17 protein-coding genes are annotated in these 23,453 nt (G+C 64.6%); 8 read left to right on the top strand and 9 right to left on the bottom strand.

Annotated features, from left to right (window positions below; translation table 11 throughout):
- Positions 1 to 19: 19 nt before the first annotated feature.
- Positions 20 to 3,955, bottom strand: a complete 3,936-nt coding sequence (gene purL, locus Q358_RS0109240; protein WP_027961780.1) for a phosphoribosylformylglycinamidine synthase — start codon at positions 3,953 to 3,955, stop codon at positions 20 to 22.
- Between the two features lie 168 nt (positions 3,956 to 4,123).
- Here purL and mltF point away from each other — a divergent pair, with 168 nt between their 5' ends.
- Positions 4,124 to 5,530, top strand: a complete 1,407-nt coding sequence (gene mltF / locus Q358_RS17030; RefSeq protein ID WP_051530280.1) for a membrane-bound lytic murein transglycosylase MltF — start codon at positions 4,124 to 4,126, stop codon at positions 5,528 to 5,530.
- A gap of 18 nt (positions 5,531 to 5,548) precedes the next feature.
- On the opposite strand, the gene tadA is transcribed toward mltF, so the two are convergent.
- On the bottom strand, positions 5,549 to 6,007 hold the full coding sequence (gene tadA, locus Q358_RS0109230) for a tRNA adenosine(34) deaminase TadA (protein ID WP_027961779.1): 459 nt from the start codon (positions 6,005 to 6,007) through the stop codon (positions 5,549 to 5,551).
- Positions 6,008 to 6,095: 88 nt separating this feature from the next.
- Between tadA and Q358_RS0109225 the strand changes: the two genes are divergently transcribed.
- Both Q358_RS0109225 and Q358_RS17025 read left to right on the top strand, forming a co-directional pair.
- On the top strand, positions 6,096 to 6,923 hold the full coding sequence (locus tag Q358_RS0109225) for an acyl-CoA thioesterase (protein ID WP_027961778.1): 828 nt from the start codon (positions 6,096 to 6,098) through the stop codon (positions 6,921 to 6,923).
- A gap of 224 nt (positions 6,924 to 7,147) precedes the next feature.
- Positions 7,148 to 10,678, top strand: coding sequence for a bifunctional diguanylate cyclase/phosphodiesterase (locus Q358_RS17025; RefSeq protein ID WP_051530279.1), 3,531 nt, complete (start codon positions 7,148 to 7,150; stop codon positions 10,676 to 10,678).
- Between the two features lie 54 nt (positions 10,679 to 10,732).
- On the opposite strand, the gene Q358_RS17950 is transcribed toward Q358_RS17025, so the two are convergent.
- Positions 10,733 to 13,390, bottom strand: coding sequence for an EAL domain-containing protein (locus Q358_RS17950; protein WP_051530278.1), 2,658 nt, complete (start codon positions 13,388 to 13,390; stop codon positions 10,733 to 10,735).
- Positions 13,391 to 13,557: 167 nt separating this feature from the next.
- Positions 13,558 to 14,010, bottom strand: coding sequence for an META domain-containing protein (locus tag Q358_RS17015; protein WP_051530277.1), 453 nt, complete (start codon positions 14,008 to 14,010; stop codon positions 13,558 to 13,560).
- A gap of 219 nt (positions 14,011 to 14,229) precedes the next feature.
- On the opposite strand from Q358_RS17015, the gene Q358_RS0109205 reads away from it, so the two are divergent.
- Positions 14,230 to 14,955 carry a YebC/PmpR family DNA-binding transcriptional regulator gene (locus Q358_RS0109205; protein WP_027961777.1) on the top strand — a complete coding sequence of 242 codons (726 nt, stop codon included), beginning with the start codon at positions 14,230 to 14,232 and terminating at the stop codon, positions 14,953 to 14,955.
- Between the two features lie 11 nt (positions 14,956 to 14,966).
- Here the strand turns inward: Q358_RS0109205 and Q358_RS17010 are convergent, their stop codons facing one another.
- Positions 14,967 to 15,869, bottom strand: coding sequence for a PA4780 family RIO1-like protein kinase (locus Q358_RS17010; protein WP_043487990.1), 903 nt, complete (start codon positions 15,867 to 15,869; stop codon positions 14,967 to 14,969).
- A 60-nt stretch (positions 15,870 to 15,929) separates the two neighbouring features.
- Entirely contained in the window at positions 15,930 to 17,333 is a 1,404-nt protein-coding gene (gene dbpA, locus Q358_RS0109195; protein ID WP_027961776.1) for an ATP-dependent RNA helicase DbpA, read from the bottom strand.
- A gap of 312 nt (positions 17,334 to 17,645) precedes the next feature.
- Here dbpA and Q358_RS17005 point away from each other — a divergent pair, with 312 nt between their 5' ends.
- Complete coding sequence (locus Q358_RS17005; protein WP_169735511.1) at positions 17,646 to 18,896, top strand: GGDEF domain-containing protein; 1,251 nt, start codon at positions 17,646 to 17,648, stop codon at positions 18,894 to 18,896.
- A 2-nt stretch (positions 18,897 to 18,898) separates the two neighbouring features.
- Here the strand turns inward: Q358_RS17005 and Q358_RS0109185 are convergent, their stop codons facing one another.
- The gene (locus Q358_RS0109185; RefSeq protein WP_027961775.1) at positions 18,899 to 19,291 is read right to left on the bottom strand and encodes an HIT family protein; all 393 of its coding nucleotides are present in this window, start codon (positions 19,289 to 19,291) and stop codon (positions 18,899 to 18,901) included.
- Positions 19,292 to 19,444: 153 nt separating this feature from the next.
- Between Q358_RS0109185 and Q358_RS0109180 the strand changes: the two genes are divergently transcribed.
- Both Q358_RS0109180 and Q358_RS0109175 read left to right on the top strand, forming a co-directional pair.
- Positions 19,445 to 20,344, top strand: a complete 900-nt coding sequence (locus Q358_RS0109180) for a S66 peptidase family protein (protein ID WP_027961774.1) — start codon at positions 19,445 to 19,447, stop codon at positions 20,342 to 20,344.
- Positions 20,345 to 20,506: 162 nt separating this feature from the next.
- Positions 20,507 to 20,893 carry a septal ring lytic transglycosylase RlpA family protein gene (locus Q358_RS0109175; RefSeq protein WP_027961773.1) on the top strand — a complete coding sequence of 129 codons (387 nt, stop codon included), beginning with the start codon at positions 20,507 to 20,509 and terminating at the stop codon, positions 20,891 to 20,893.
- Here Q358_RS0109175 and Q358_RS0109170 read toward each other — a convergent pair.
- Positions 20,886 to 21,518: a LysE/ArgO family amino acid transporter gene (locus tag Q358_RS0109170; protein WP_027961772.1), complete on the bottom strand. Its 633-nt coding sequence runs from the start codon at positions 21,516 to 21,518 to the stop codon at positions 20,886 to 20,888. The genes Q358_RS0109175 and Q358_RS0109170 overlap by 8 nt on opposite strands.
- A gap of 133 nt (positions 21,519 to 21,651) precedes the next feature.
- On the opposite strand from Q358_RS0109170, the gene Q358_RS0109165 reads away from it, so the two are divergent.
- Complete coding sequence (locus Q358_RS0109165; protein ID WP_027961771.1) at positions 21,652 to 22,521, top strand: LysR family transcriptional regulator ArgP; 870 nt, start codon at positions 21,652 to 21,654, stop codon at positions 22,519 to 22,521.
- Between the two features lie 11 nt (positions 22,522 to 22,532).
- Here Q358_RS0109165 and yghU read toward each other — a convergent pair whose 3' ends face one another.
- Entirely contained in the window at positions 22,533 to 23,408 is an 876-nt protein-coding gene (gene yghU, locus Q358_RS0109160; RefSeq protein ID WP_027961770.1) for a glutathione-dependent disulfide-bond oxidoreductase, read from the bottom strand.
- Positions 23,409 to 23,453: the final 45 nt, after the last annotated feature.

The raw sequence follows: 23,453 nt of genomic DNA, 5'->3' as shown, positions 1-23,453 counted from the left end.
CGGCCCGGTCGCTGGGCCCCTAGCCGAGCCAGACGCGGGCATTGCGGAACAGGCGCAACCAGGCCCCGTCCCGGGTCCACTCGGTCGGGCGCCAGGAGTTGGTCACCGCACGCACCACCCGCTCCGGATGGGGCATCATGATGGTCACCCGACCATCCGGCGTGGTCAGGCCGGTGATACCGGAGGGTGAGCCATTGGGGTTGGCCGGGTAGCGCGTCGTGGCCTGGCCATAATTGTCCACGTAACGCAGGGCCACTTCGCCGCTGCCCTGCATCTTGCGCAGATGGGCGCTGTCGCGGAACTCGGCGCGCCCCTCGCCATGGGCCACGGCGATGGGCAGTCGCGAGCCCTGCATGCCGGCCAGCAGAATCGAGGGGGACGCCTCCACCTGGACCATGGCCACCCGGGCCTCGAACTGCTCGGACTCGTTGCGCACGAAGCGCGGCCACGCCTCGGCACCGGGGATCAGTTCCTTGAGCTGGGCCAGCATCTGGCAGCCGTTACACACCCCCAGCGAAAAGCTGTCATCGCGCTCGAAGAAGGCCGCGAACTGGTCCCGAGCCCGCGCATTGAATAGCGCCGACTTGGCCCAACCGCCGCCGGCACCCAGTACATCGCCATAGGAGAAGCCGCCGCAGGCTACCAGGCCCTTGAACTCCTCCAGCGATACCCGCCCCGCCAGGATATCGCTCATATGCACATCCACCGACTCGAAGCCGGCGCGGTCGAAGGCCCAGGCCATCTCCACCTGGCCGTTGACCCCCTGCTCGCGTAGCACCGCCACGGCCGGCCGCGCCAGGTTGAGGTAGGGCGCGGCGATATCCTCATCGACGTCGAAGCTGGGACTGGCGGAGAGCCCGGGGTCGCGGTCGTCGAGCAGGCCGTCGAACTCGCTCTTGGCGCATTCGTGGTTGTCGCGCAGCGCCTGCAGCCGATAGCTGGTCTCGGACCAGGTACGCTGGGCGCGCAGGCGGGTCGTCTCGAGCAACGGCTCCTCGAACAGGGTCACACGCACCTGGTCGTCGTAGCGCGGGCGCGCGATGACGCCGCAGGTCTCGAGGCCCGCCGCGGCAAACTGGGCCAACACCTCCTCGGTGTGTTCGCGGCCGACCTGGATCACCGCACCCAGTTCTTCGGCAAACAGGGCATTGAAGGCCTCCACCGGCTCGTCCACCAGCCAGTCGAGCTTGATCTCGAGGCCGGCATGGGCGGCGAACGCCATCTCCAGCAGGGTCACCAGCAGGCCGCCATCGCTGCGGTCATGGTAGGCCAGCAGCTTGCCCTCGGCGTTGAGCCCCTGGATCACCGCGAAGAACGCCTTGAGGTCTTCCGGGTCGTCCAGGTCCGGACATTCATTCCCCACCTGGCCATAGACCTGGGCCAGCGCCGAGCCGCCCAGGCGATTACGACCGCCGCCCAGGTCGACCAGGATCAGATCGGATTCGTCCTGCTCCAGGTTGATCTGGGGCGTCAGAGTACGCATGGCATCGGTCACCGGGGCGAAGCCGGTAATCACCAGCGACAGCGGCGAGGTCACGCTCTTCGCCTCGGCCTCTCCCCGGGCATTGTCCTCCTGCCAGGCGGTGCGCATGGACATGGAGTCCTTGCCCACCGGCACGGCGATGCCCAGCGCCGGGCACAGCTCCATGCCCACGGCGTGAACGGCATCATAGAGGGCCTGGTTCTCGCCGGGATGGTCGGCGGCACTCATCCAGTTGGCGGAGAGCTTGATATCGGACAGCTTCTCGATGGGCGCGGCGGCCAGGTTGGTGATCGCCTCGGCCACCGCCAGGCGGGCGCTGGACGCGGGGTCGATCAGCGCCACCGGCGGGCGCTCGCCCATGGCCATGGCCTCGCCGGCATGGGTGTCGAAGCTCGCCGTGGTGACCGCCACATCGGCCACCGGCACCTGCCAGGGACCGACCATCTGGTCCCGGGCCACCTGGCCGGTGATGGAACGGTCGCCGATGGTGATCAGGAAGCTCTTGGACGCCACGGCGGGCAAGCTCAGTACCCGATCCATGGCCTCGCGCAGATCGAGATTGTCGAGCATCACGCCCGGCAGGTCATTGGCCTGACGCTGGAAGTCGCGCGTCATCTTCGGCGGCTTGCCGAACAGGATGCTCATGGGCAGGTCGATGGGCTGGCTCTCGAAATGGCCATCCTTCACCGCCAGATGGTGAGCCTCGGTGGCTTCGCCCACCACGGCATAGGGGCAGCGCTCCCGGGCGCACAGGGCCTCGAAGGTCTCGAGATCCTCGGGGGCCACGGCCAGCACGTAACGCTCCTGGGCCTCGTTGCACCAGATCTCCAGCGGACTCATCCCCGGCTCGGCATTGGGCACCGCGCGCAGGTCGAACAGGCCACCGCGTTCGCCGTCCTTGACCAGCTCCGGCAGCGCATTGGAGAGGCCGCCGGCGCCGACGTCATGGATAAAGCGGATCGGGCTGTTCTCGCCCAGGGCCCAGCAGCGATCGATCACCTCCTGGGCGCGGCGTTCGATCTCGGGGTTGCCGCGCTGCACCGAGGCGAAGTCCAGGTCGGCGCTGGAGGCGCCGGAGGCCATGGAGGAGGCCGCCCCGCCGCCCAGGCCGATCAGCATGGCCGGCCCCCCCATCACGATCAGCTTGCCGCCGACCGGAATCTCGCCCTTCTGCACGTGGCCATCGCGGACGTTGCCGTACCCGCCGGCAATCATGATCGGCTTGTGGAAGCCGCGACGCTCGATGCCGTTGGCGCCCAGTGCTTCCTGCTCGTAGGTGCGGAAATAGCCGGTCAGGTTCGGCCGCCCGAATTCGTTATTGAAGGCCGCGCCACCGATGGGCCCCTCGAGCATGATCTCGAGCGCCGAGACGATGCGCTCGGGCTTGCCGTAGTCGAAGGCCTCCCAGGGCTGGACGAATTCCGGAATGCGCAGGTTGGAAACGGCGAAACCGCCGAGCCCCGCCTTGGGCTTGCCGCCGATACCGGTGGCCCCCTCGTCCCGGATCTCGCCGCCGGCGCCGGTGGCCGCCCCCGGATGCGGGGCGATGGCCGTCGGATGGTTATGGGTCTCCACCTTCATCAGGATCTGGATCGGCTCCTGATGGCCGGCGTAGGTGGCGCGCTCCCCGGCTCGGCCGGTCAGCGGTGCCGCGAAGAAGCGCGGCGCCTCGCTACCCCGGATCACCGCCGCGTTGTCGCTGTAGGCGGAAAGGATGTCATCCGGCGATGCCTGGTAGGTATTCTTGATCATCTTGAACAGCGAGTGCGTCTGGGCCTCACCGTCGATGATCCAGTCGGCATTGAAGATCTTGTGGCGGCAGTGCTCGGAATTGGCCTGGGCGAACATCATCAGCTCGACGTCCGTGGGATTGCGCGAAAGCTCCCGGAAGGCCTCGACCAGGTAGTCGATTTCGTCGCCCGCCAGGGCCAGACCCAGCTCGGCATTGGCGGTGACCAGCGCCTCGCGTCCCTCTTCCAGCAAATCGACGCGACCCAGCGGTGCCGGTTCATGGCGCTGGAACAGCTTGGCCGCATCACTGGCATCGGTCAGCACGGTTTCCGTCATGCGGTCATGCAGGGCGGCGATGATGCGCCCGAAGGCCTTCTCGGAGAACATGCCCTTGAGCTTGACCCGGTAGGCGATGCCACGCTCGATGCGCTTCACCTGGGTCAGCCCGCAGCTGTGTGCGATATCGGTGGCCTTGGAGGACCAGGGCGACTGGGTACCGATACGCGGGACCACCAGGAAGAGCTGGCCGTCACCGGCATTGGGAGCCTGGGATTCGGCTCCGTAGTCGAGCAGCTGCTCCAGCATGGCCAGGGCCTCGCTGGACAGCTCGCCCTCATGGTCGACGAAGTGCACATACTCCGCGCCAAGTGAGGCAATATCGCCCACGCCTTCGCGCAGGGTGGCCAGCAGCTTGGCATGACGGAAGGCGGAGAGGGCGGGGGCGCCGCGCAGTTCGAGCATATCCAGGAGCCTCTGAGAATCTTCACGATCGGGGGCCGCGGCCTGCGGCACAGAGCGCACATGATACTGGAAAGCCCGTGGCGGACGAAATCCGCGGGCGAATTCACGCGGATGACAGCTACGACCCGCCTGGGTATCGTGGAGTGCCTTGCTCCGGCCCGTTACCGCATGCCCCTGACCCCGAAAGCTTCTCCGAGGCATACCGTCATTTCCCTGCTGGCGATCCTCGCACTGTGGATGCTCCCCGAGCCCCCACGCTACGACGAGCAGGACCGTCTCGAGACGATCCTCGCCCGGGAGCTGCTCAGTGTGCATACCCGCAATACCCCCACCACCTACTACGAGGGGCGGGAAGGGCCCACCGGCTTCGAGTACGAACTGGTACGTCGCTTCGCCGGGCGGCTGGGCACCAGCCTGACCATCCACACCGACCACCATATCGACAGTGCCCTGGAAGCGGTCCGCCGCGAGGGCGACATGGCCGCCGCCGCCCTGCCCCTGGACCCCGGCCTTCCGGGAGTGGTCTTCAGCCGGCCGATCATCGAGCTGCAACCGGTGGTGGTCTATCGACGCGGGCTGGCACCGGTGGAGGCGCCCGATGACCTGTCCGGCCTGACCATTGGCTCCATCGGCGGCGCTGGCATTGGTGGGGGGTTGAGCGAACGGCAGATCGACTATCGCTGGACGGACTTCCCCAGGATGGAGGTTGCCGAGCTGCTCGGACGCATCGAAGACGGCGAACTCGATGCGGCGGTCATCTTCGAGCATCAGTTTCGCCTAAACCGACTCTTCTTCCCCGACGTGGAGAGCGGCTTCCCGCTGGGCAAGCCTCTGACCATGGCCTGGGCCTTTCCGGCCGACCGCAGCCTGGCCCTGGTGGAGGCCGCCAACCACTTTCTTACCGAGTTACACGAAGCCGGAGAGTTCGACGCCCTGGTGGCCCGTTACTTCGGCCATGACGACTATCTCGAGTACGTCGGCACGCGCACCTTTCTCGCTCATGTCGATGAGCGCCTTCCCGACTACGATGAACTGTTCCGCGAGGCTGCCCGAAAGACGGATTTCGACTGGAAGCTGCTGGCCGCGATGGGCTACCAGGAATCTCACTGGGACCCCCTGGCCACCTCCCCCACCGGCGTGCGCGGCATGATGATGTTGACCAACGCCACCGCCGGCGACCTGGGTGTCGACAACCGCCTCGATCCCGACCAGAGCATCCAGGGCGGGGCACGCTATCTGCGCCAGCTGCATGAACGCCTGCCCGAATCGATCCAGGGCGATAACCGGCTCTATATGGCCATGGCGGCCTACAACGTGGGGCTGGGTCACCTCTACGATGCCCGCCTCATCACCGAGCGGCGCGGCGGCAACCCGGACCTGTGGGCCGATGTACGCGAGTCCCTGCCGCTGCTGCAGAAGCGTGAATGGCATACCCAGACGAAGTATGGTTACGCTCGCGGCGGCGAGCCGGTGCTCTATGTCCGCAATATCCGCCGTTATCACGAAATTCTCAGCCATGTCGAACGCAGCCGTCGCGAGTTTCCCCGGCTCGATGCCAGGGCTCGCGAAATGTAACCGCTCGAACCATGAGGCCTACGGCTGGCGGCGTGTGGCGAAGAACTCCCTGAGCAGGCGCGATGCCCGGGTTGCCAGCACCCCCCCTTCTACCGTCACCCGATGGTTATACCAGGGCTGGGCGAAGAGGTTGGCCTTCGACTCCGCCATGCCGCTGCGTGGTTCGACGGCGGCATAGACAACACGGGCGACCCGGGCATGGATAATCGCCCCGGTGCACATCAGACAGGGCTCCAGGGTCACATAAAGAGAACAGCCATCGAGGCGATAGTTGCCGAGCCGTGTGCCGGCATCACGCAACGCGCAAATCTCGGCATGAGCACTGGGGTCGTGGCCGCCAACCGGGGCATTGTAGCCGACACCGATGATGTCGCCGTCACCATCCACCACCACCGCACCCACCGGTACCTCGCCGGCGGCCAACCCGAGCCGGGCCTGATCCAGCGCCCGGTGCATATAGAATTCATCGCTGCGCACTGCCTGGAACTCCCGTAGACTGGAACTTTATCAGACGATCGTATGATACCGGTGGCCTCCCTGCATGCCATCACTTCGGAGGAGACACATGAAGCCCGACGCCCTTGACGACCTGGTCGGCCTGTTCGACCTGGAACCCCTGGAAGAGAACCTGTTCCGCGGCCGCAGCCAGGACCTCGGCCTGCCCCAGCTGTTTGGCGGGCAGGTGCTGGGTCAGGCGCTTTCGGCGGCCAGCCAGACCGTTCCCCCGGCGCGCCGCTCACACTCCCTGCATGGTTATTTCCTGCGTCCGGGTGATCCGCATCGACCGGTGGTCTATCAGGTGGAAGCCGTACGCGACGGCGGCAGCTTTGCCACTCGACGAATCACCGCCATCCAGAAGGGCCGACCGATCTTCTTCTGCAGTACCTCCTTCCACGATCCAGAGCAGGGCCTCACCCACCAGGCCACGATGCCACAGGTAACTTCACCGGAGCGCCTGATCGACGATGGTGCCAAGTTGGCACGATTTGATAACCACCCTATCGAATTTCTGGTCGACGGCGAGGAACAGTCAACGGGCCAGCCATCTCGAAAGCGCGTCTGGTTCCGCCTGGTCGGCGACCTGCCCGACGACCCCGCCACCCATCGAGGACTGCTGACTTACAGCTCCGACTTCAACCTGCTGACTACCGCTCTGGTACCCCACGGCATCGAATTCGGCGATTCCAGGCTACAGATTGCCAGCCTCGACCACTCCCTCTGGTTCCACTGTGACGCCAGGGTCGACGATTGGCTGCTCTACGACATGGACAGCCCCTGGGGCGGCCAATCGCGGGGCCTAGTGCGTGGCAGCATCTACGACCGCGCGGGACAGCTGATCGCTTCCAGCGCCCAGGAAGGCCTGATCCGCTTACACGACAAGCCCCGGGGCTAGTCGGCGAAACCTCCCGGCGGCGCTACCACGGCCGTATAGGCTCAGTCGATAGAGCAAAACATCCGTCATGCGTAGGCCGGAGATTCGCCTCCTCTTTGCGGTACCAGAAGCACCATGCAAGGCGGCCACTCGCGAACCATCGCGGTGGCCGTTTACATTTCTGCTACTGGATTATCATTCCACGCAGACGTTACTCCATCATGTCGCTATGCTGGAGCCAGGGCATGCACGACCAACGGAGTAATGCCAATCGCATGGTACGTCTTTTCCATTCGCCCTCGTGGCTTTGGCTGATTGCCTTCATTGGGGTAATGCTGACGCTGACCTCCGCCCAGCAGGCGCGTCGCGACGCCGAGTCCAAGGCGATGCAGCGACTGGCCTTCGGCGCCGACCAGATTACCCTGCGAGTCGAGGAGCGACTGGCGGCCTATGCGTTGATCCTTCAGGGGGCCTCGGCGTTGCTCGACGCTTCGGAAACGGTGGACCGCGGCGAGTGGCGCACCTTCGTCAAGAGCCTGCAGGCCTCGTCGCTGCTGGACAATACCGAAGGGTTAGGCTTCGCCCGCCATTTGCCGGCCGACGCACTTGACGCGCACCGGGGAACAATGCACACAGAAGGCCTGGCCGACTATGCCATCACCCCCGCCGGGGAGCGCGAGGCCTATGGCCCGGTGCACTATATCGAGCCCTTCAGCGGCCGTAACCGCCACGCCCTGGGCTACGACATGTTCGCCGAGCCCACGCGGCGCGCCGCCATGGAACGGGCCCGAGACACCGGCCGGGCGAGCCTGAGCGGGCGAGTCGAGCTTGTCACCGAGGTGGGCGAGCCGCAGCCGGCCACCCTGATGTATCTGCCCGTCTATCACCGCGGAATGCCGCGAACGAGCATCGCCGAACGACGGGACGCCCTGCTCGGCTGGGTCTACATGCCCTACCGCATGTATGACCTGATGAATGGCATCCTCGGTGATCACGACTGGAGCGACGGTCAGCCGATGACGCTGAGCCTTCACGAGAGCGAGGACGACGCCCGGGGAGCTCTGCTCTACACGAGCGATCCCGAACCCGCTCCTGCCTCGCCCTTCCGGCAGGTCCGGCACATCGATATTGCCGGCCAGACCTGGCTGCTGACCTTCAGCCATCGTGCGCCTGGCGCCGCGGTTGACCTCACCGCCGCTGGGTGGCGCCTGGCAGGGGGCCTGGCACTGACCTTCCTGCTCTGCGCCCTGCTCGCCTCGTTGCGGGGCACCCGAGCCCGCGCCTTGAGCATGTCCCGGGCGCTGACCCGCACCATCCGTCAGCGTGAGGCCCAGCTGGAGAAGGCCGTCGCGCGCCTGCGCACCATCGCCGCGCGCATCCCCGGGGTGGTGTACGAGTATCGCCTGATGCCCGGCGGTCGCTCCTGCTTCCCCTACGCCAGCGACGGCATGCGACACGTCTACGGCGTGTCGCCGGAGCAGGTACAGGATGACGCCAGCGCGGTGTTTGCTGCCATTCACCCCGATGACCGCGACGCTGTGATGGTCTCCATCGCTCGCTCCGGCGAGACCCAGACCCCCTGGCGCCAGGAGTATCGGGTACGGTTGCCGGGGGGACGAGTACAGTGGGTATTCGGTGACGCCCTGCCCCATGCCGAGGCCGATGGTGCCATCTCCTGGTATGGCGTGATCACCGATATCACCGAGCGCAAGCAGACGGAGGCCGCCCTGCACGCCGCTCACCTCGAGACTCGGCGCTTCCGCGAGGCCCTCGACCACGTCGCTTCCTATATTTACATGAAGGATCAGAACTGCCGCTATACCTACGCCAACTGCACCACCCTGGCGCTGCTGAACTGTGATGCCGACACACTGGTAGGCAGCGTGGATGACCGCTTCTTCGACGCCGACACGACGGCACGGCTCCACGCCCTGGACCGCCGGGTGCTGGCCGGTGAGCAGACCACCGAGGAGGTGGTCACGCGCGATGCCGATGGCAATCGTCATGTCTATCTGGAGATCAAGACGCCGATCCGCGACGACGAGACGATCGTTGGCCTGTTGGGCATCTCCAGCGACATCACTCTGATCAAGGAACATGAGCGCCAGCTGGAGTACCTGGCTCACTACGACGCCCTCACCGGCCTGCCCAACCGGGTGCTGCTCGCCGACCGCCTGGGCCAGGCCATGGCTCACGAGCAGCGCCTGGGGCGGCGCCTGGCCGTGGCCTACCTGGACCTCGACGGCTTCAAGGCCATCAATGATCGCTTCGGCCACTCCGCCGGGGACCACTTGTTGGTGACCCTGGCGAAGCGGCTGCGAGAGGTGATGCGCGAGGGAGATACCCTGTCGCGCCTGGGCGGCGATGAATTCGTCGCCGTGCTGATCGATCTCACCGACACTCAATTGGCCATGCCCCTGCTGCTGCGCCTGCTCGAGACCACCGCCCAGCCAGTATGGTATGAAGGCCAGTGCCTCAAGGTCAGCGCCAGCATCGGAGTCACTTTTTATCCCCAGGCCGAGGGTGTCGAGGCCGACCAGCTACTACGCCAGGCCGACCAGGCCATGTACCAGGCCAAGCTCGCCGGCAAGGGGCGCTATCATCTGTTCGACCCGGAGCATGATCGCTCGGTACGCAGCCATCACGAAAGTCTGGAGCGCCTGCAGCAAGCACTGGAAAAGGAAGAGTTCACACTCCACTATCAACCCAAGGTCAATATGCGATCGGGTGAGGTGATCGGGGTCGAGGCGCTGGTTCGCTGGTCCCACCCCGAGCACGGCCTTCTGGCCCCGAGTCAGTTCCTGCCCATCATCGAGGAACACGCCCTGGCCGAGACGCTCGGGGAATGGGTAATCCGCCACGCCCTGGCCCAGGTCGCCGCCTGGCGACGCATGGGCCTGGACCTGCCGGTGAGCGTCAACATGGCGGCCCGCCACCTGCGCCAGCGCGAGCTTCCCACGCGGCTGGCTGAGCTACTCGCCGAGCAGCCGGGTCTGCCCGCCAGTAGACTGGAGCTGGAGATCCTCGAGACCAGTGCCCTGGGCGACCTAGCACTGATCAGTGAGCTGCTGGAGGCGTGTCGGCGCCTCGGCGTGCGGGTCTCGCTGGATGACTTCGGCACCGGTTACTCGTCGCTGACCTACCTCAAGCGGCTGCCTGCCGGCACAGTGAAGATCGACCAGAGCTTCGTGCGTGACATCCTTGACGCCCCCGAGGACCTCAAGATTCTCACCGGTGTACTGGGGCTGGCCGGAGCCTTCGAGCGCCGGGTGATTGCCGAGGGGGTAGAGACCCTGGCTCATGGCCAGTTGCTGGTGCGTCTAGGCTGCGAGCTGGGCCAGGGCTACGGTATTGCCCGCCCCATGCTCGCAGAGTCAATTCCCGAGTGGTGTGCCGAGTGGCGCCCGCCAATCCAGTGGACCAACCAGGTAACACTACCGACAAACTGGCTACCGCTGTTGAGTGCCGGCATCGAGCACCGCGCCTGGTATCAACAGCTGCATCATGACCTGGATAACGAAACACAACCGACTTCCACACCGTTAGCCGACCCAAGCTGTCACTTCTGTGACTGGCTGGCTCGTGACCATGGACAGGAATACCCAGACCTGGGTCACCTGGCCATGCTACATCGAGAGGCACATCGTCTCGTGGCTATTCTGGCCACGCCCGATATCAATAGAGACGCCGACCGAGACATCTCCGAATATCGCCGCCTGCTCGATAACGCCTGCGTGACACTGCTGGCAGAGATCGAGCGTCTCCTCACGAGATAACCAGCCTCCCTCGACTTCTTGCCCTCGACTGTTACTGCCTGGCCAGAAAGTCTTTCAGGGGGAAGTGGATAATGGCAGGCCTTCGATAGGCTGTGGGCGACCGAAGAAATACCCCTGGAAACATGTGCACCCATGGGTCATCAGCCACTCACGCTGCGCCTCGGTCTCGACACCTTCGGCAATGACATCCAGCTCCAGGCTACGTGCCAGAGAAATAATGCTGGTCACAATGGCCGCCGATGCCCGACCTTCGAACAGGTCGCACACGAAGCTCTGATCGATCTTGAGCTGCGCCAGTGGCAAACGCTTGAGATAGGAGAGCGAAGAATAACCAGTACCGAAGTCATCCAAGGAGAAGCGTACGCCACGCTCGCTCAGGCGCAGCATCTTGCCCCGGGCGGCATCACGCTCCTCCATGAACAGACTCTCGGTCACCTCCAGTTTGAGACGCTCGGCCGGCGCCCCGGTATCATCCAGAATCGCCAGCACCTGTTCGACGAAGTCGGCCTCACGAAACTGTACGGGGCTTACGTTCACCGCCATGATCACATGCTGCCGTGCGGGGTCGGCGGCCCAACCGGCCAGCTGACGGCAGGCAGTCTCCAGGACCCAACTCCCCATCGGCAGGATCATGCGGTTCTCCTCGGCCAGGGGAATGAAATCACCCGGTGAGACGGCCCCTCGACTGGGATGCTGCCAGCGCAACAGCGCCTCGACACCGAATATCTCACCGGTGGCCGTTACCTGAGGCTGATAGTGGAGCCGAAGCTCTCCCCGTGGCAGCGCCTGACGCAGGTCGGACTCGAGGCGAGCTCGCGCCTGCAGGCGCGCCTGTATATCCGGGTCGAAGAAACTCAGGGTGTCTCGTCCCGCCGCCTTGGCCTGGAACAGTGCCGTATCGGCCTGTTGAAGGATGCTATCGAGGTGGGTCTCATGCCCCTGGAACAGCGCGACACCCAGGCTGGCGGTGACCACCAACTGCTCACCACCGACGACCAGAGGGGCCTGTAGGGCCGACAGCAGCTTGAGCGCGACTTCTTCGGCGTCCTTGGCGGCCGCCTCCGGACACTCCCCCAGGTCGTGCAGCAGCAGCGCGAACTCATCGCCGCCCAGCCGTGCCAGGGTATCGGGCTCGCGAATCACCGAGCTCAAGCGTTCCGTGACCAGGCGCAGCAGCTGGTCACCGCGATGGAGGCCCAGAGTATCGTTCACCTGTTTGAAATTATCGAGATCCAGGAAGATCAGTGCCGCCAAATGGCCACCGTGTTTACTGGCGCGCTGCAAGCTCTGCAGTCGATCCATCAGCAACCGCCGGTTGGGCAACCCGGTCAGGGAGTCGAAGAACGCCAATTGGTGAATCTCTTGCTCGGCGGCCTTGCGCTCGGTCAGATCGCTGATGGTCGCGACATAATGGGTCAGCTCATTCTCGGCATTGCGCACCGCGCTGATGGTCATCCACTCGGGGAACACTTCGCCGTTGCGCCGACGATTCCAGATTTCGCCCTGCCAGCCGTCATGGCGCGCAATGCGACGCCACATCTCCGCGTAGAAGGCTTGATCATGCCGCCCGGAACTCAGCAGATTCGGCCCCTTGCCCAACACCTCTTCCTCTGGATAGCCGGTAATACGGGTGAAGGTATCGTTGGCGCGCAGGATCTTGCCCTCGGCATCGGTGATTAACATGCCCAGGTGTGTCTCGAAGGCAACGGCGGCGATTCTCAGCTGGGCTTCATGTTGACGCACGTCCTCCTTCAGCCGCAGTTGGCGGAGGTAGTGGCGCAGCAGCAACCCGCCCAACCCTACCACCGCCACAACAATCGCCAGATAAAGCCATAACCTCTGCACCCAGCCCGCCAGCGCTACCGATACCTCTTCGCCGACTATCGTCACGAAAGGCAGGTCGCCGATGCGAAGCACACCATAGAAGCGCTCCTTGCCATCCAGAGCCGAGCGAGCGCGAAATTGGTCGCGCCGCTTCCTTCTATCGATCAGTCGCCGGGTCATTGAGCCACTTACCACCTTGCCTAGGCCGCCTAGATCCTGGCCCTCGCCGAAAGCAGGAAGCCGGGTAATCAGCTGCGTCTCGGTATCCAGGATGGCGGTGCTCTGGCCCGACGCCATGCTCAGCGAGGTCAGACCATGATAGAAGGCCATCGGCTTGAGCTCGACACTAATGACCCGGCCATCGACCAGACGCTGGGCGTGTACCACTCGAAACTCTCGCGTCGAGTGCGACCAGACCAACGGCGTCACGGCCTGCTCACCGGCGGACAGTGATAAAAGCCGATGATAGAAGGGCAGCCCACCCAAGGGGCGATCCGGTGAGTAATCTCTGCTGGAGGAAGCCAGAATGCGCCCCTGGGTATCCAGCACGTTGATTCTGTCAAAGAGCGCCAGCCTGGCATCCATGGCCTGCAGCCAATCGCTGGTTTGGCTCATCCCCGTCGATGTATCGAGGTGCGCCGATACACTGGCCAGCACCGCCTCACTGGAAGAAAAGATGCTGGAGACCCACTCCGCCACCAGATCGGCCCTGGCGGCATTACGCTCCTCGACAGCCTGAATATCACTCCGATACTGTTCGAGCGCAAAGCTACCGATCACTGCAAGCAACAGCAGTATGCTCACCGCATAGGCGATAATAGCGCGACGTCTGTCGCGCTGGGTATCAAGCACGATACCGAATGGCGCAAGGCCTGGAGAATGCGACATGCTATTGGCTGAATTCGCTGAACCGTTGGGTTAATCCTGGCAATAGGTTAACAGCTCTGCATGCCTTGCGGGCGCACGAAAAGACAACGCCCGTCACGATGTAGCGAGCGTCGAATGGATTGAAGGAAGCATCCGGCGGGTCTAGGGGGCTCAGTCGTTCCCGAAGTTCAGTAGAGATGCACCGCCTCGAAGTGTGCCAGGGTTTCACCCTCGGCATCGATGAGGGCCAGGGACTCGCCCTTGACCTGCCAGGTCTCGACGCTGTCGAGGGCCTCGAGGAAGGCACGCTCGAGCTCCATCACCTCACCTGGGCAGGCCATCATGGTGGTGGCCACCTGATCGAAGCTCAGCCGGTCGCCCTTGTGCTCGAACTGCCCCATCATGCGATTACACCCGGTGGAGCCGGCCAGGCGACTGTCTTCGGCATGCAGCACCAGATGCGCCTCACGCGCCTCATCGATGGCTACCGCCTCGCGATCACCCACCTTTTCCAACTTCCAGTAAGTATTCTCCAGAGGCTCGTCCACGGGACCACTGGAGGTAGCGTCGAACCCGGCACAGCCGGCCAGCGTCATGGCGCTCAGCAGCAGGACAGGTAGAGAAAGCTTGTCGGTCATCATGGTCACTCCATTGCCGTTTTCGTGAGTACATCAGACATCGCCGAATCTTATAGTTCCATAACATGCTGCATAGGATCTCACTGCCTCTTCAGCGGCGCTGGCAGTCGAGCTACGGAGAGTAGTCGTCGCAGACAACCTGCCGAGCGGCAAAATAGCCCTGTTCGCGCCTCGCCAGGTCTCGTAAAATCCTGTTCATGTTGAACTCGACAGGATAACGATATGGGCAGGGCCTTCCAGAACCGCAAGGAATCCATGGCCAAGACGGCCGACGCCAAGACCAAGGTCTACAGCAAGTACGGCCGCGAGATCTATGTGTGTGCCAAGCAGGGCGGTACCGACCCCGACGGCAACCTCAGCCTGCGCGGTTTGATCGAGCGCGCCAAGAAGGATCAGGTGCCCTCCCACGTCATCGACAAGGCGCTGGACAAGGCCAGCGGCGTGGGCGGCGAAGACTTCTCTCCGGCACGCTACGAGGGTTTCGGGCCGGGCAACTGCATGGTCATCGTCGACTGTCTGACCGACAACCCCAACCGTACCTTCGGCGAGGTACGCACCTGCTTCAACAAGACCAAGTGCAAACTCGGCACCCCGGGCAGCGTCAGCCACATGTTCGACCACTGCGCCATCCTGGCCTTCCCGGGCAGCGATGAGGAGGCGGTACTCGAGGCCCTGGTGGAGGCCGACGTCGACGTGGCCGACATCGAGAACGAGGAGGGACAGATCACCGTCTTCGCCCCTCATACCGAGTACGCCAAGAGCAAGCAGGCGCTGCTCGACGCCTTCGGCGAGCTCGATTTCGCGATCGACGAGATCCAGTTCGTGCCCCAGACCACCACCCCGCTGGAGGGTGACGATGTGGCCACGTTCAACAAGCTGGTCGACGCTCTCAACGACTGCGACGACGTGCAGAACGTCTTCCACAGCGCCGAACTCCCCGAAGAGTGAAACGGCGGGTCTCAGCGCTTGCGCTGGGACTCTTGCCATTCCGCGGCGGCTTCCTCCACGCCGGGTTCGTCACCACGCTGGTGCGACGCCTGACGCAGGGCCTCCTCCTCGCGAACATCATCGATCACCGTCATCAGCTCATCGACGTCGACGGGAGCGGTATCCTCTACAAAGCGCCCGGCCAGCTGGCTCTCCGGATGGAGCTCCCCCGCCTCGAACAGCGCCCAGATCTCCTTGGCGTAATCCGTGGCCAGCAGCTCCAGTGCGAAGTGGCCGAAGTAGCGGCGCATATTGTCCACGTCGCGCTCGAACATCCACTCGGCGCTGTTGTTGCCGGCGGCATCCACCGCCTGGGGCAGGTCGATGATCACCGGCCCGTCGGCGGCCAGCAACACGTTGAACTCGGACAGGTCACCATGCACCAGTCCGGCACACAGCATCCTCACCACGTCCCGGATGATCTTGGCGTAGTGCTCACGGGCCTCGTCGGCGCTCAGGGTCACATCGTCCAGGCGCGGCGCAGTCAGGCCCTCACCGTCACCGATCATTTCCATCAACAGCACGCCGTCGATAAAGCCGTAGGGCTTGGGGACTCGCACTTCCGCCGCGGCCAGCCGGTAAAGCGCATCGACCTCGGCGTTGAGCCAGGCCTGCTCCTGCTCCTTCTGACCGTAGCGAGTCTTCTTGGCCATGGCCCGCGAGCGGCGACTGTTGCGTCCGCGGCGTCCTTCCTGATACTGCACGGCCTGCTTGAAGCTGCGCTGTTTCGCCTCCTTGAAGACCTTGGCGCAGCGCCGCTCTCCGTGGGAACGCACCACATAGACCTGGGCCTCCTTGCCGCTCATCAGCTGGCTCTCGACCGCATCGATCAGGCCATCATCGACCAACGGCTGCAGGCGCTTGGGTATTTTCATCTTCTCTTCCTGATATTGCTGAATCGAGCTACCGAACCGGACTCACAAGCCGAGCCGCCATCAGCGACTGATGCGCCGGGCACGAAAGCTGCGCCCCTTGATCCTGCCATTGGCCAGTTGCTCGAGAGCCTTGTCGGCCGCCTCGCGCCGCACCGCGATGTAGGCACTGTTGGCCAGCACCTTGATCTTGCCCACCTGCTCGCCGGTCAGTCCTCCCTCGCCGGTGAGGGCGCCGAGGATATCCCCGGGGCGTACCTTCTGCTTCTTTCCGCCGCCGATCTGCAGCGTTGTCATGGGCGGTACCAATGGCTCGCGAGCGAGCACCGAACGCGGCGGCAAGCTGGCCTCCTCGAGGGGCTCACCGAGAAAGTCGGTGAGACGCTCCAGTCGGTACCCCTCATCCTGGCCGACCAGGGTGCAGGCGATGCCCGCACTGCCGGCCCGGCCCGTGCGCCCCACCCGATGCACATGCACCTCCAGGTCCCGGGCGATGCGGTAGTTGAACACCGCATCCAGCTCGGCGATATCCAGCCCGCGGGCCGCCACGTCGGTGGCCACCAGGATCGAGGCACTGCGATTGGCGAACAGCACCAGCAGCCGATCGCGGTCGGGCTGCTCCAGGTCGCCGTGCAATGCCAGCGCCCCGAAGCCCGCCGCGTCAAGCGCCTGGGCCACCTCGTCGGTCTCACGCTTGGTATTGCAGAACACCACGCTCGAGACCGGGCGGAAGTGCAGCAGCAGCCGGCACAGCCCTTCCAGACGCGCCTCATCGCCGTCGGCGACCCGATAGACACGCTCATGGATGCTGCTGGCATCATGGGTCTCGGCAATCTCGACCCTCAGCGGCTCATGCATCATGGCCTCGGCCACCGGCCGCACGCTGTCGGAGAATGTCGCACTGAACAGCAGCGTCTGACGGCGGGCCGGAGTGTCGGCGACGATGGCCTCCAGGCTCGCCTGAAAGCCCATGTCGAGCATGCGATCGGCTTCGTCCAGCACCAGGGTCTCGAGTCCGTCCAGCCTGAGCGAGCCCTTGCGCAGGTGCTCCTCCACCCGGCCCGGGGTGCCCACCACGATATGCGCCCCATGTTCCAGAGACGCGAGTTGCGGGCCGAAGGGCGCCCCGCCACACAGGGTCAACACCTTGACATTGGGCAGGCTGCGGGCCAGCCGGCGCAGCTCGCCGGCCACCTGGTCGGCCAGCTCCCGGGTCGGGCAGAGCACCAGCCCCTGTACCCGGAAACTTGCAAGCGTCAACCGCGAGAGCAGCCCCAGACCGAAGGCAGCGGTCTTGCCGGAGCCGGTCTTCGCCTGGGCCATCACGTCGCGGCCGGCCAGAATCGGCGGCAGGCTCGCGGCCTGGACCGGCGTCATGGCGGAGAAGCCCAGCGAGGCGAGGTTGTCGAGCAGCGCCGGAGCCAGCGGCAGCGCGGCGAAGGAGGCGTCGGAAGGAGTGTCAGACAAGGGAATATCCTGCAGAAAGGGGGCCGCCGGGAACAGCGGGCGCGCCGGAGCGTCAACGAGCGACGGCGCAGGCCGAGCGGCTGGCGTCATAAGAGCGGGGTTGGATGGCCTGCAGGATACCAGAAAGACCTATTCGGTACCGCTTGCGGCTCGCGAACCAGGCAATTATCGACTGCACTCACTGCCATGAGCCGAACAAGTCCTGGGTCGAGCTCACAGGCCCACGGCAGCCTTCGGATACTTTGTTATCATGGAAAGACACCCATCCATCATACCCCGGTAAATGCGGGGTCTCGACGCGTAGCCGTGCCCATGCCCCAGTCAGACGACGAGAATTCAACTTTTGCGCCACGGCGTCACCAACCGGCCCCACCCTTCGCGATGCCACGCACCGGCGGCGAGCTGCGTGCCAATCTCACCTCGGTTCGCGATACCTTCAGCAATCGCCACCATTCACTGGATTTCGCCTACTCCCATGCCCACTATCTGCGCAACCGCGTACTGGCCGTTGGCGTGATCTTCGTGCTGCTCACACCACTGTGGGCCCTGGTGGATGCCACCATGCTGCCCGCCGAGTTGCTGTGCATGATCCTCCTCGCCCGGGGAGGGTTACTGGCAGGCCTACTGGGGGTACTGCTGCTGGCCAAGACCAGCCGCGAGAAGATCGGCCGTATTCGCGTGAGTGCCGGCATGTTGCTGGCCCTGCCGGCGGTTTTCTATGCGGTCATACTGATTCTGCTGCCTTCCGGCGAAACCCGGCAGCTAACGGGGTATGCCTTTATTCCTTTTCTGTTGGTAGCGGCCCTCAGCATCTTCCCCTTCACCATACTGGAATCGCTTGGAGCCGGTATCGCCATGCTCTCGCTGCTCGCCTTGGCGCAGATGGTCGACGGCAGCTGGCTGACCCCGGAGGGGCTCGAGGGCGTATGGCTGCTCGCCAGCCTCCTGGTAGTCTCCCTGTCGTCCAATCATTTCCAGCTCAGCCTGCTGATGCGGGTCTACCGCCAGGCTACTCATGACCCCCTCACCGGCCTGTTGAATCGCGGTGCTCTGACCCTGCACCTGGACAAGCTACAGGCCTGGCGTCTTCAGCAACAGGTGGATGGGGGCCTCCCAGCCTGTGCGATACTGATGATGGATATCGACCACTTCAAGCAGATCAACGATACCCATGGCCACTCCGTGGGTGACCGGGTGCTCACCGAGTTTGCCCAGATATTGATAGAACAGACACGTCCGGAGGACTCCGTGGCACGCTACGGCGGTGAGGAGTTCATCGTGCTGTTGCTTAATGCCGACCCCGTTCAAGCTAGCCGGGTGGCCGAGCGCATACGCAACGCCGTCGACCAGCACCACTTCACCGACCATGAGCTTCAACGTGTGCCCCTCACTACCAGCGTCGGGGTGGCCAGCCTAAGAAACCGCGAAGCGCCCCAGGCGGCACTCAAGCGGGCCGACGACGCTCTCTATTACGCCAAACAATCGGGTCGCAACTGCGTCATGACACTGGACACGGCACCACCGATTCCCGAGTGGGCCACACGCTCACCAAGCCTCGTCTGAGCTCAGGCCAGGGCGGCACGCAGCTTCTCGGCGGCCGCCGCCAGGTCATCCGAATCGGCCATGGGCAGGTTTTCCACCTGGATATCGCTCATCGCATCCAGGGGCGTCAGATGGATATGCACATGGGGTACCTCCAGGCCAACGACCAGCATGCCCACCCGCTTGCAGGGAAAGGCCACCTTGATCGCCTTGGCCAGGCGCCGCGACACCGTCATCAGGTGCTGGTAGAGCGGCTCCGGCAAGTCATCCCAGTGGTCGACCTCATCCCGGGGGATCACCAGCACATGACCCGGCCTCATCGGCTGGATGGTCATGATGCCCGCGCACTGATCGTCCTCGTGTACGAAGTGTCCCGGGATCTCGCCCTGCATGATACGGGTAAAGATGCTGGCCATGTGGTTCTCCTGAAGATGGCAATAAAGGGAATGGATGAGACGACGATGCAATAGCCGGCGCCCGCCGTAAATAGCGACTAACGTCGCCCGCCGTGACGACGTCGGGCCGGCATGCCATCCTAGGGACTTTTTCAGCCGCCGGACCCACCTGCCATGTCGCTTGCCATCAGCCTGATCGCCCCCTCATCGGTCACCGACGACGCCGCCGTCGCGCACGGCATCCGCGGACTGGAGACGCTGGGCGTCCGGGTACACTGCCCCGGGCCATTGCAGCAACCTTGTCGCTACCTCGCCGGCACCCGCGACTGGCGGCTGGCCCAGCTGCACGCCGCCTATGATGACCCCGAGACCCAGGCGGTATGGGCGATCCGCGGCGGTTACGGCGCCGCCCAACTGCTCGATGGCATCGACTGGGAGCGATTGGCCGCCAATCCCAAGCCTCTGGTGGGCTATTCCGATGTCACCGTGCTGCTCGACCACTGGCACCGTCACGGCCTGCCGGCCATCCACGGTCCAGTGGTCAAGGCCGCCACTGGCCTTCTCGATGGCGAAAGCGAGGCCAGCCACGAAGATCGTCGGATACTGCATCGTCAGTTCACCGAGACCCTGGCGCTGATTCAGCAGCCGGCAGCACTCGATTATCCCATCGCCGCCTGGGGCAAGGCTCCCGCAACACTCTCCGGCCCCCTGGCAGGCGGCAACCTCACCACCCTGGCCAGCCTGACGGGCACTCCCCTGGCCTTCCAGGCGCCACCCGGGGCGCTGGTGATTCTCGAGGATGTCGGGGAACCCTGGTATCGCCTGGAGCGCGCCCTGTGGCAGCTGGTGCATGCTGGCGCCCTGGACCGCGCCGCCGCCGTTTGCCTGGGCACCTTCGAGGGCTGCCCACCCTGGGGCGAAGAGTGTCTCGAGGCGATCATCGCCGAGACTCTGGCGCCACTGGACATCCCGCTCTATCACGGTCTGCCGATCGGCCATGGACTCCACAACCGCCCCTGGCGATATGGTGCTACCGGACATATTCGCCAGGGGCGCCTTGGCGTCGCGGGCTGATCGCCGGCGCCATCAGCACAAGGGCTCTTGGTACCTTGCCACACCCTCCCGCTGGCGGTTATTATTTGTACAATCCAGCGGGGAGAGTCCCTCGCATCGTGCTGTCTCACGTGGCATCGTGAACGGCACGCATCGCCCAAGCGAAAACGTGAGGAATCACCCATGGGAACCCGATCACGCCTGTTGCTGACCTGCTGCCTGGCAGGCCTGCTGACCCTCGGCATGACTGCCAGCGTCCACGCCCATGATGCCAACGCCGCGACGCAGCAGGGATACGCCTCCTTTTATCATGACAAGTTTCAAGGCCGCACCACGGCAAGCGGTGTGCCGTTCGATCAGAACCAGCTCACCGCCGCCCATCGTCAGTTGCCCTTCGGCACCGAGGTCGTGGTGCAACGCCCGGACACCGGTCAGGAAGTCACGGTAGTGATCAACGATCGTGGCCCCTTTATCAAGGGCCGCATCATCGATCTCTCCAAGCGCGCCGCCAGGAAGCTGGGGTTGATCGACACCGGTGTGGTACCGGTCGTCCTCACCCGGATCAACTGATTCCCGCCATGGCAGCCGACATGCCCGCACCGCTCGCCAACTGAACCGCGATAGCGGCCATCATCACGCCGATGGCCCCATCGATGGCTCGCCACGCCGCCGGCCGCTTCAACCAGGGCGCCAGCATTGCCCCGCCCCAGGCCAGCAGGCTGAACCACAGGACCGATGCCGACCCTGCTCCGACCAGGAAACCGGAGACACTGCTCTGCTGTGCTCCTATCGCCGGAATGAGCAGCAGGGTATCCAGGTAGACCTGGGGGTTGAGCAGGGTCACCGCCAGGGTGGCCAGGATCACCCGGCGACGCCCCGGCAAGGCCTGCGCCCGGCCATCCAGCCCCTGACGACCGGCAAACGCACGCCACAGTGCCTGGGCGGCCAGCCAGCCAAGAAACACCACCCCGGCCCAGCGCATCACTTCCATCGCCTGGGGCACCGCCAGCAGCAGCGCACTGATGCCCAGCATGCCGGCACTGAGCAGCAGCAGATCACTGGTCATGCACAACCCGGCCGACCACCAGTGGTGCTGACGGCGCACCGCCAGCCCCAGCACATAAGCGTTCTGGGCACCGATCGCCATGATGATCCCCCCGCTTACCACCAGACCGGTCAGATAGCTTTCCAGCATCGCCCACGCTCCTGTTTCATTGATGATGACAGCAGGAAGACTAGCCGATGCCACCCATGCGGAAAAATCATCCTGTTAATAACTCATCAGTTTTGCTTATGATGAAACATCAACAAGGTTTCGAGGAACGACGATGCTTGACTACAAGCTGCTGGAAGCACTGGCGGCCGTGGTGGAGTGTGGCGGCTTCGAGCGTGCCGGGGACGCCCTGGGTCTATCCCAGTCGGCGATTTCCCAGCGCATCCGCACCCTGGAGATACGCCTGGGGCAACCCGTGCTGGTGCGCACTCCAGAGCTGGCCCCCACCCCGGTGGGCGGGCAGCTGCTCAACCATGCCCGACGCGTGCAGCTACTCGAGCGCGACCTGGGCCAGGCACTGCCGACTCTGGCAAGCGAGGCACCACGCCTGCGCATCGCGGTCAATGCCGACAGTCTGGCCACCTGGTGGGCCGAGGCCGTGGGGGCCCTCTGTCAGGAAGAAGGCGTGGTACTCGACCTGGTGGTCGAGGATCAGGATATTGGCCTGCGTCGACTGCGCGACGGCGATGTGGCTGCCTGCCTGTGTGCCAGCCCACAACCCATCGCCGGCGCCCGCGCCCTGTCGCTGGGCAGGATGAGTTACCTGCCGCTGGCAACGCCCGCCTATCGCCGGCGTCATTTCCCCGAGGGGCCTACCGCCGACGCCTTCCGCCACGCACCGGCCATCGTCTTCGGGCCCCACGATCAGCTGCAACACCGCTTCCTGGCCGAGTGCGGCTACCGTGGTCCCTTTCCCTACCACCTCTGCCCCGCCTCCGAGGGCTTCGTGCGGCTGGCCCTGGCCGGCATGGGTTATGGCATGGTCCCGCGAATGCAGGTGGAAGAGTGGCTGAGAGACGACAAGCTGGTCAGTATCGCCCCGGGACAGGAGCTGGAGGTGCCGCTCTACTGGCACAGCTGGCGCCACAGCGGCCAGCTGGTCGAGAGACTGACCGCGGCACTCGCCGCGGTCAGGCTGGTGTGATTCAGCGCATCTCACTCATTGTCGGCGAGCTTGTCCTGGGTGCGGGACTCGAAGTCGTCGGCAGCGTGGCGTTCGTGCAGCTGCATCTCCGGCTCACCGAAGGTGCGGTTGACCATGCGACCGCGCTGCACCGCGGGGCGCGCATCGATCTCCCGGGCCCAACGCTGCACGTTGGCGTATTCCTGGACCTGCAGGAACTCGCCGGCATCGTAGAGCCGGCCCAGCACCAGCTGACCATACCAGGGCCAGTTGGCCATATCGGCAATGGTATAAGCGTCGCCGGCCAGATAGCGGTTCTCGGCCAGGTGGCGGTCCAGCACATCGAGCTGTCGCTTGGTCTCCATGGCGTAGCGGTCGATGGGATATTCGAGCTTCTCCGGTGCATAGGCATAGAAGTGGCCGAAGCCCCCGCCCAGGAAGGGCGCGCTGCCCATCTGCCAGAACAGCCAGTTCAGGGTCTCGGTGCGGGCGACATGCTCGCTCGGCAGGAACTCGCCGAACCTCTCCGCCAGATAGAGCAGGATGGAGCCGGACTCGAATACCCGGGTGGGCGGATTGGTGGAATGATCCAGCAGGGCCGGGATCTTGGAGTTGGGATTCGCCTCCACGAAACCGCTGCCGAACTGGTCGCCATCGCCGATGCGGATCAGCCAGGCGTCGTACTCGGCGTTCTGATGACCCAGCGCCAGCAGCTCCTCGAACATCACCGTGGCCTTGACCCCGTTGGGGGTGGCCAGCGAGTAGAGCTGGAAGGGATGCAGGCCGACCGGCAGCGACTTCTCGTGGGTCGACCCGGCGACCGGACGATTGGTGCTGGCGAAGGCGCCACCGCTGGGCTGCTCCCACTTCCACACCCTGGGCGGCACATACTGATTCTGTTCGCTCATGCTGACTCCTGGTGGCGAAGCCGCCCCGGCTATCGGCGGCGGCGT

Source organism: Halomonas halodenitrificans DSM 735, from assembly GCF_000620045.1.
Lineage (GTDB): Bacteria > Pseudomonadota > Gammaproteobacteria > Pseudomonadales > Halomonadaceae > Halomonas > Halomonas halodenitrificans.
Note: the sequence above shows the minus strand (reverse complement) of the source record. Positions and strands in the feature narration are given on the sequence as shown.

What these genes read in the sequence shown, in the direction of transcription:
- Q358_RS0109175 (WP_027961773.1), top strand. Translation starts at nt 20,507, where the DNA reads ATGGGAACCCGATCACGCCTGTTGCTGACCTGCTGCCTGGCAGGCCTG.
- Q358_RS0109225 (WP_027961778.1), top strand. Translation starts at nt 6,096, where the DNA reads ATGAAGCCCGACGCCCTTGACGACCTGGTCGGCCTGTTCGACCTGGAA.
- Q358_RS0109185 (WP_027961775.1), bottom strand. Translation starts at nt 19,291, where the DNA reads ATGGCCAGCATCTTTACCCGTATCATGCAGGGCGAGATCCCGGGACAC.
- Q358_RS17950 (WP_051530278.1), bottom strand. Translation starts at nt 13,390, where the DNA reads ATGTCGCATTCTCCAGGCCTTGCGCCATTCGGTATCGTGCTTGATACC.
- Q358_RS17015 (WP_051530277.1), bottom strand. Translation starts at nt 14,010, where the DNA reads ATGATGACCGACAAGCTTTCTCTACCTGTCCTGCTGCTGAGCGCCATG.
- mltF (WP_051530280.1), top strand. Translation starts at nt 4,124, where the DNA reads ATGCCCCTGACCCCGAAAGCTTCTCCGAGGCATACCGTCATTTCCCTG.
- Q358_RS17010 (WP_043487990.1), bottom strand. Translation starts at nt 15,869, where the DNA reads ATGAAAATACCCAAGCGCCTGCAGCCGTTGGTCGATGATGGCCTGATC.
- Q358_RS17025 (WP_051530279.1), top strand. Translation starts at nt 7,148, where the DNA reads ATGCACGACCAACGGAGTAATGCCAATCGCATGGTACGTCTTTTCCAT.
- Q358_RS0109205 (WP_027961777.1), top strand. Translation starts at nt 14,230, where the DNA reads ATGGGCAGGGCCTTCCAGAACCGCAAGGAATCCATGGCCAAGACGGCC.
- Q358_RS17005 (WP_169735511.1), top strand. Translation starts at nt 17,646, where the DNA reads ATGCCCCAGTCAGACGACGAGAATTCAACTTTTGCGCCACGGCGTCAC.
- Q358_RS0109180 (WP_027961774.1), top strand. Translation starts at nt 19,445, where the DNA reads ATGTCGCTTGCCATCAGCCTGATCGCCCCCTCATCGGTCACCGACGAC.
- yghU (WP_027961770.1), bottom strand. Translation starts at nt 23,408, where the DNA reads ATGAGCGAACAGAATCAGTATGTGCCGCCCAGGGTGTGGAAGTGGGAG.
- Q358_RS0109170 (WP_027961772.1), bottom strand. Translation starts at nt 21,518, where the DNA reads ATGCTGGAAAGCTATCTGACCGGTCTGGTGGTAAGCGGGGGGATCATC.
- Q358_RS0109165 (WP_027961771.1), top strand. Translation starts at nt 21,652, where the DNA reads ATGCTTGACTACAAGCTGCTGGAAGCACTGGCGGCCGTGGTGGAGTGT.
- purL (WP_027961780.1), bottom strand. Translation starts at nt 3,955, where the DNA reads ATGCTCGAACTGCGCGGCGCCCCCGCCCTCTCCGCCTTCCGTCATGCC.